Here is a 6,785-nt window from a genome sequence, read left to right on the forward strand (position 1 = left end):
CTATAATGCGAAATAACAAATTTTATTATTAAGGAATTATTATGTTTGAACTAAGAAAACTTCCGTTTGACGCAAACCACAACGCAGTAGTAAGTGCTAAAACCTGTGAATACCACTACGGCAAGCACCACGCAACCTATGTTGCAAATCTAAACAATCTCATAAAAGATACAAAATTTGCTAACGCATCATTTTACGAGATCCTAAAAAATAGCGAAGGCGGCCTTTACAACAACGTCGCTCAAGTTTATAACCACGACTTTTACTGGGACTGCATCGCTAAAAAAAGCGAGATGTCAAGCGAGCTAAAGGCTGCGATCGAGGCAAATTTCGCAAATTTTAAAGAGGAGTTTTTAAAGGCAGCTACAACGCTTTTTGGCTCAGGCTGGGCGTGGCTTGTATTTGACCCAAGCAGCAAAAAACTAGAGATCGTGCAAACTAGCAACGCAAAAACTCCAGTGAGCGATGGCAAGGTGCCGCTTCTAGTAGTTGATGTGTGGGAGCACGCTTACTACATCGACAACTTCAACGCTCGTCCAAAATACCTAGAGACATTTTACGAGAACATAAACTGGGAATTTGTAAGCCAAGCTTACGAGTGGGCGCAAAAAGAGGGTCTTGGCTCAGTTGAGTTTTACACAAAAGAACTACATAAATAATATCTGGCGGGAGCTCCCCGCCTTTAAATTTCTGCTTTTTATTTAAATTTAACTATCAAATTTATCATTTTAAAAGAGTGCAAATGCTTCTTTGGGCAAATAACCTTTTTAGAATCTTAAAGCCAGAATGAGCCAACTCATCTTTAAATTTCTGCTTTTATATAAACTTTAAAATCATCAAATTTCTCAGCAAAAATCATTTTTAAAAAATAATGCGATTTTAAACGGCTCAAATTCTCGTTTTGACATGTGGTTTCTTTTAAATTTAACACTAACGCGAGATATCTCACTTTCAAATTTCTATTTTTTCAAATTTGAGTTTCTAAATTTAGTGAGCAATAGACGCGATGATTATAGCTTTGAAATGACATAAAATACTAGTTTTAGCGACCGCCCTATTTTGGTGCAGTGGCTTTTACTTTAAATTTAGTGCTATAAAACGAAACCAAAACAACTTCACGCCTTTAAATTTAAAACCACCCTGATACTCAAAATGATCGCGGTCTTTACTGCTTTGAAAATACCTCTAAGCATTCGCGTTCAAAGGCTTTTTGCTTTAAATTTAGACTAACGGCAACTATCTCACCTTAAATTTATCTCTTTCAAATTTAAACTACAAAATTTATGATCCAAAGCTATTAAAGCTTCACAACAACTCCCAAGCGCGATCAAGACACTCTTGTTGGCATTCTAAGGCATGCTAGCGAAATAATCGCGCCCCATTACGACCAAGCAACTCCACGCTTAAATTTAAAGCAACCAAAAAATAGCATAGGCTATCTCGGCTTTAAATTTATCAGAAAACTCACTTTGATATTTAAGAAATGGAGCAGTATTTGTTGCTTCAAAAACTATTTTGTATCAAGCAAGGGCGGCTTAAATTTCAAAGCCACCCAGCCAAAATTTATCTCTTTGAAGTGTATAAATTTATCCCATTTTGCAAGCGCTTTAGCCCTTCAAGCACCCTTTCACGCTGCGTTGCGATATTCATACGAAGGAAAAATCTATCTCCCCTATAAGCGTTGCCGTCATTTAGCCAAAGTCCCGCTTTATCGCGCAAGAAATTCATAAATTCACTCGAATCCTCGCAAAATGCACTGCAGTCAAGCCACAAAAGATAGGTCGCACTTGATGGCAGGAGCTTCACTGGCAGATTTTGCTCTTTTATGAAGTTTGCAACGACCTTTTTGTTTTCAAAAAGATACTCTCTAAGCTCATCAAGCCACGCCTCGCCCTCGTTAAACGCGGCAATTGCGGCGATGATCGCAAAGGCATTTGCCTCGCCAACCTCATCGTAGTTGATAGCGGCATTTAGCCTTGATCTGATCTTTTCGTTTGGTGTGACGACGGCTGAGCTTTGAAGGCCAGCTATGTTAAAGGCCTTTGTAGGTGAGATGCACGTGATAGAGTTGTTTTTGCACTCCTCGCTAACGCTGATAAATGGCACGTAGTTTAGCCCAGGATCAGTTATGTCGCAGTGAATTTCATCGCTGATAACCAAAACATCGTGCTTATAGCAAAGCTCGCCTATCTTTTTAAGCGTCTCTTTGTCCCAAATTTTGCCTATTGGATTGTGTGGGTTGCAAAGAAGCATCATGGTAGTTAGCGGCTGGGCTAGCTTTGCCTCGAGGTCGTCAAAATCGATCTCATAAGAGCCATTTTTATAGACTAGGTCGTTTGATAAAATTTCACGTCCGTTGTTTTTGATGCAGTTAAAAAAGACGTGATATACAGGCGCTTGCACTAAAATTTGATCTCCTGGGCTGCTAAATCTCCTAATAGCAGTCGAGATAGCTGGTATGACGCCAGTGCAAAAGCACATCCACTCGTTCTCTAAGCTCACGTTGTGACGTCTTTGCCACCAGCTCTTTATCGCTTCGTTCCACTCTTTTGGGATGAAAGAGTAACCAAAGACGCCGTTATCAAGGCGCTTTTGCAAAACGCTTAAGATCTCAGGTGCGGCCTTAAAGTCCATATCTGCAACCCACATCGGCAAAACATCGCTCTTCATACGCCATTTTGATGAGTTTGTGCCTTCTCTGCTTACTAATGTGTCAAAATCGTACTTCATAGCTTTTCCTTAAATAAAATTTTAAATCAATTATAACCCAAAAGATACTAAGATGATTTAAAAATTTAATACCAAAAAAGGAAAAATGATGAAACTAGCTCAGGCTCTCATACTAAGGGCTGACACGCAAAAGCGCATCGAACAGCTAAAAGTTAGACTACTTAGCAACGCAAAAACGCAGGAAAATGAAAGTCCAAGCGAGGATCCAAAGCTTCTTTTAAAAGAGCTTGACAAGCTAACAAGCGAGCTTTTTACGCTCATTTGCTCTATAAATTTAACAAACTCGAGCGCAAAATTTGAAGGCATGAGCCTCACTGAGATGATCGCTAAAAAGGACGCTTTGGTGCTAAAAGCAAACGTACTTAGGGAGTTTGCAACGAGTGCTAGTCAAAAGGTCGATCTTTACTCAAACAGCGAGATCAAAATTTTAAGCACAGTCGATGTGAGCGCACTTCAAAAGCAAGTAGATGCACTTTCAAAAGAGATCAGAGAGCTTGAGATGAAGCTTCAGGAGGCAAACTGGACGGTTGATCTAGTAGAGTAAAATTTATGGTAAAAATTTAGCCAAAAGCGAGTAAAAAACCGTACATTGGCGGCTTGCGAAGACCAGACAAAAGCTTAAATTTAGTCTTAGCAATCTTACAAATGCAAATTTAAAAAGCACTTTTACTACCACTTACTGGTTTGGCTATATTTTGGGTGGGTTTGGGGAAAATTAATATTTATCATGTAAAATTTCGTAAATTTTTAAAAAGGAAATTTATGAAACTAGACACTCTAATCGTAAAAGGCATCGAAGCTAAAAACAACCCAAACAAAGCGGTCGTTCCGCCAGTATTTTTAGCTAGCACATTTGTGCAAGATGATCTTGAAAATTTTCAAGAATTTGCATATTCTCGTGGTAGCAACCCTACAAAAAAAGCATTTGATGAAATTTTTGCAAAGGTTGAAGGCAGCAAATATGCATTTAGCTTTGGTTCAGGCATGGCAGCAACAGCAGCTGCACTTAGCCTTATAAAAACCGGGCAAAAGGTCCTACTAAATAGCAATGTCTATGGCGGCACATATAGGTATGTTACAACCGTTTTTGAAAGCCATGGCATAAAGAGCGAATTTATAGATGATCTAAATTTTTTAAGCGAAGATGACATTAGTGACGACGTGGCGGCGATATTTATCGAAACTCCGTCAAACCCTCTCTTAAGAGTGACAGACATCGCTAGAATTTCAAAGATCGCTCACAAAAAGGGCGCTCTAGTCATCGTGGATAATACATTTTTGACGCCTTACTATCAAAAAGTGCTTGAGCACGGAGCTGACATCGTGGTCTATAGCGCCACAAAATATATCGGCGGACATGCTGACGTGATCGCTGGTATCATCACGCTAAACGATGATGCTTTGGCTGAAAAGATAAAATTTGCCAAAAATACGCTTGGTGGCATCATCAGTCCGATGGACGCATACTATCTAATACGTGGGCTTAAAACTCTTAGCGTTAGGTTTGACAGACAAACGCAAAATACCCATAAAATTATCAAATTTTTAGAGGATAGTGACGCCGTTAGCGTGGTGCATTTCCCTGGCTCATATAGCGAGCAAGAGGCAAAGATGCAAGCAGCTCAAGCAAGCGATATCGGCGCTCTTATCTCATTTGAGCTTGATGAAAAATATGATGTAAATAAATTTGTAAAAGCGCTAGAAATTTTTGATCTAGCAGTGAGCCTTGGTGGCGTAGAGAGCCTTATCTGCAGGCCTGCTACGATGACGCACGAGGCATATCCAAAAGAGTTGCTAGATAAGATCGGCATAAAGCAAAATTTGCTTCGTCTAGCCATCGGCATCGAAAACGTCGATGATCTAATAGCCGACCTTGATCAAGCTTTTAAAAAAGCTAAAAGATAAGGAGAAATCATGGCAACTACAAAATTTAAAGGTAGCGATGTAAATTTAAGCGGAAATGAGCTATTTGTCGGCTCTTATGCGCCTGAAGCCAGAGTCGTAGCGCAAGATCTTAGCGAATTTAGCGTGGGTGGAAACAACGGCATCGAGGTGCTTGTCTGCTTGCCTTCACTTGATACTGGCGTTTGCGCGGCTGAGGCTCGTAAATTTAACGAAAAAGTAGCTGAAAAACACGGCGTAAAGCTTAGCATCATCTCAAACGACCTGCCATTTGCTATGGGGAGATTTTGCACGACTGAGGGCATAGCAAACCTGCGCGTGGGAAGCGACTTTAGATACGGCGAATTTGCCCAAAACTACGGCATGCTGATGAGTGACGGGGTGCTAAAAGGCTTGCTCGCAAGAGCGGTCTTTGTCATCAAAGATGGCGTCATCATCCACAAACAAATCGTCCCTGAAGTGACCCAGGAGCCAAACTACGACGCAGTTTTTGACGCGATAAAACAAAGCGGCGGATGTGGTTATAGTTGTGGCTGCCATTAAATTTACTATGTAAATAGCCCAGCTATGATGGCAAAGAGCTGACTGCCCGTCACCACTAGCTCGCCAATCTCTTTTACATCTCTTAAAACTGGCCTTATAGAGGCTAGTTTTAGGTTTGATTTTTCTTTTATTTCTTCATTTTTTGGTGGCAGATCTTGCGTGATGCTTGCGTATTTTTTGATGACCTCTATCACCTGTTTTATCTCATCTGGCAAATTTTCATCCAAATTTTTAGGCAGCGAGATATATAAATTTTCACGGCTTCTAGTTAGTAAAACATAAATTTTTCTATAAAAAAGCTCCCTTTCATTTTTATATATGGTCTGCAAAAACGGCAAAAAGTTGTGGATGATGACATTTTGCGCTTCAAGGCCTTTAATGGGCTGCATCGTCAAAACCTCTACGTTTTTGCCCTCTGGCAAGACGCTCTCTTTTATGGCACTTACAGCGACCTTGCTATTACTTAAAACGACACTTGTTTCGCTATTTAACAAAGCACATTTATTGCCTTTTCTCTTTAGTGTCAAGGTAACTTTTATATATTTTCATCTAAGCGTTAAATTTACTTTGTTCTCACACTTTTTTGAGATTAAAATTCTGCTATTTTTAGCTTTACCAAGAACACAGTTTTTGCTGTAATTCAACACGGATAATGTTCATATTAAGTTCTAAAAAATTAAAAATAAAAATGACTGAAAAATTAAAAAGCGATTTAAAATTTGAAGTGGCCGGGAGATAGGGATTCGAACCCCAGGAGGCTTTCACACCTCAACGGTTTTCAAGACCGCCGCTTTCGACCGCTCAGCCATCTCCCGATTTAAAGATTTGTGATTATAGCCAACTTTGCTTAAAATTTGCTATAACCACTAAGAATTATTCTGTTTTTTCTTTGACGTAACTAGCGCCGCTATTAACCTTTTCTTTAGTCCATTCTTTGGCATTGTGAGTATCTTCTTTTACGCCGTGCCAAGTGTTTGAACAACCTACTGCAAAAAATGCCATACATACTATTAAAAGCAATTTTTTCATCGTTATCCCTTTATGTAGTTATTTTCGAAGTTGGAGGCGACACCCGGATTCGAACCGGGGATCAAAGCTTTGCAGGCTCATGCCTTACCGCTTGGCCATGTCGCCGTTTTGGTGGTGCCCGAGACCGGACTTGAACCGGTACGGTAAAAACTACCGAGGGATTTTAAGTCCCTTGCGTCTACCATTCCGCCACTCGGGCAAAATTTAATGGAGCGGGAAACGAGATTCGAACTCGCGACCCCAACCTTGGCAAGGTTGTGCTCTACCCCTGAGCTATTCCCGCATTAAAGGTTGCAATGTTACCCAAAAGTTGCTTAAAAATTTATTTTATAAAAACAACTTTCAAAAAAATGTAAGCCATAAAAAGATAAAATACCAAATCTTTTGGGGTTATAGCTCAGCTGGGAGAGCGCTTGAATGGCATTCAAGAGGTCGGCGGTTCGATCCCGCTTAACTCCACCATGACTTTTCTCTCTTTTTTTGCTAACAAATATTTTCACGTTTTTCACAAAATTTTATGTCAAATATATGTAAAAATTTAGAATTCTTTCGCTACATTTACAACATGCAAAATTTAAAAC

Annotated in this window: 7 protein-coding genes and 5 tRNA genes; 5 read left to right on the top strand and 7 right to left on the bottom strand. The window is 39.8% G+C overall.

Going from position 1 to position 6,785, the window contains the following annotated elements:
• The first annotated feature begins 41 nt into the window (after positions 1 to 41).
• Positions 42 to 659 carry a superoxide dismutase [Fe] gene (gene sodB / locus CYO90_RS06435; protein WP_002941550.1) on the top strand — a complete coding sequence of 206 codons (618 nt, stop codon included), beginning with the start codon at positions 42 to 44 and terminating at the stop codon, positions 657 to 659.
• 904 nt (positions 660 to 1,563) lie between these two features.
• On the opposite strand, the gene CYO90_RS06440 is transcribed toward sodB, so the two are convergent.
• Positions 1,564 to 2,730, bottom strand: coding sequence for a MalY/PatB family protein (locus CYO90_RS06440; protein ID WP_103578904.1), 1,167 nt, complete (start codon positions 2,728 to 2,730; stop codon positions 1,564 to 1,566).
• Between the two features lie 88 nt (positions 2,731 to 2,818).
• Here CYO90_RS06440 and CYO90_RS06445 point away from each other — a divergent pair, with 88 nt between their 5' ends.
• The 3 genes from CYO90_RS06445 to tpx all read left to right on the top strand — a co-directional run bounded on the left by CYO90_RS06445 (position 2,819) and on the right by tpx (position 5,175).
• On the top strand, positions 2,819 to 3,274 hold the full coding sequence (locus tag CYO90_RS06445; protein WP_103578905.1) for a DIP1984 family protein: 456 nt from the start codon (positions 2,819 to 2,821) through the stop codon (positions 3,272 to 3,274).
• Between the two features lie 218 nt (positions 3,275 to 3,492).
• Entirely contained in the window at positions 3,493 to 4,635 is a 1,143-nt protein-coding gene (locus CYO90_RS06450) for a trans-sulfuration enzyme family protein (protein ID WP_103578906.1), read from the top strand.
• A gap of 9 nt (positions 4,636 to 4,644) precedes the next feature.
• Positions 4,645 to 5,175, top strand: coding sequence for a thiol peroxidase (tpx, locus tag CYO90_RS06455; RefSeq protein ID WP_103578907.1), 531 nt, complete (start codon positions 4,645 to 4,647; stop codon positions 5,173 to 5,175).
• A 5-nt stretch (positions 5,176 to 5,180) separates the two neighbouring features.
• Here tpx and CYO90_RS06460 read toward each other — a convergent pair whose 3' ends face one another.
• The 6 genes from CYO90_RS06460 to CYO90_RS06480 form a co-directional block, all read right to left on the bottom strand.
• Positions 5,181 to 5,669, bottom strand: coding sequence for a hypothetical protein (locus CYO90_RS06460; protein WP_103578908.1), 489 nt, complete (start codon positions 5,667 to 5,669; stop codon positions 5,181 to 5,183).
• A 231-nt stretch (positions 5,670 to 5,900) separates the two neighbouring features.
• Positions 5,901 to 5,990 (bottom strand) — tRNA-Ser (locus CYO90_RS06465).
• A gap of 58 nt (positions 5,991 to 6,048) precedes the next feature.
• Complete coding sequence (locus CYO90_RS10240; RefSeq protein WP_009295236.1) at positions 6,049 to 6,204, bottom strand: hypothetical protein; 156 nt, start codon at positions 6,202 to 6,204, stop codon at positions 6,049 to 6,051.
• A gap of 31 nt (positions 6,205 to 6,235) precedes the next feature.
• Positions 6,236 to 6,309 (bottom strand) — tRNA-Cys (locus tag CYO90_RS06470).
• 7 nt (positions 6,310 to 6,316) lie between these two features.
• A tRNA-Leu gene (locus tag CYO90_RS06475) sits at positions 6,317 to 6,403 on the bottom strand.
• Positions 6,404 to 6,412: 9 nt separating this feature from the next.
• A tRNA-Gly gene (locus CYO90_RS06480) sits at positions 6,413 to 6,487 on the bottom strand.
• Positions 6,488 to 6,590: 103 nt separating this feature from the next.
• On the opposite strand from CYO90_RS06480, the gene CYO90_RS06485 reads away from it, so the two are divergent.
• A tRNA-Ala gene (locus CYO90_RS06485) sits at positions 6,591 to 6,666 on the top strand.
• The last annotated feature ends 119 nt before the right edge of the window (positions 6,667 to 6,785 follow it).

It is taken from the genome of Campylobacter concisus (genome assembly GCF_002913745.1).
GTDB lineage: Bacteria > Campylobacterota > Campylobacteria > Campylobacterales > Campylobacteraceae > Campylobacter_A > Campylobacter_A concisus_R.

Coding starts and splice junctions, on each gene's coding strand:
- CYO90_RS10240 (WP_009295236.1), bottom strand. CDS start 6,204: ATGAAAAAATTGCTTTTAATAGTATGTATGGCATTTTTTGCAGTAGGT.
- sodB (WP_002941550.1), top strand. CDS start 42: ATGTTTGAACTAAGAAAACTTCCGTTTGACGCAAACCACAACGCAGTA.
- CYO90_RS06440 (WP_103578904.1), bottom strand. CDS start 2,730: ATGAAGTACGATTTTGACACATTAGTAAGCAGAGAAGGCACAAACTCA.
- CYO90_RS06450 (WP_103578906.1), top strand. CDS start 3,493: ATGAAACTAGACACTCTAATCGTAAAAGGCATCGAAGCTAAAAACAAC.
- tpx (WP_103578907.1), top strand. CDS start 4,645: ATGGCAACTACAAAATTTAAAGGTAGCGATGTAAATTTAAGCGGAAAT.
- CYO90_RS06445 (WP_103578905.1), top strand. CDS start 2,819: ATGAAACTAGCTCAGGCTCTCATACTAAGGGCTGACACGCAAAAGCGC.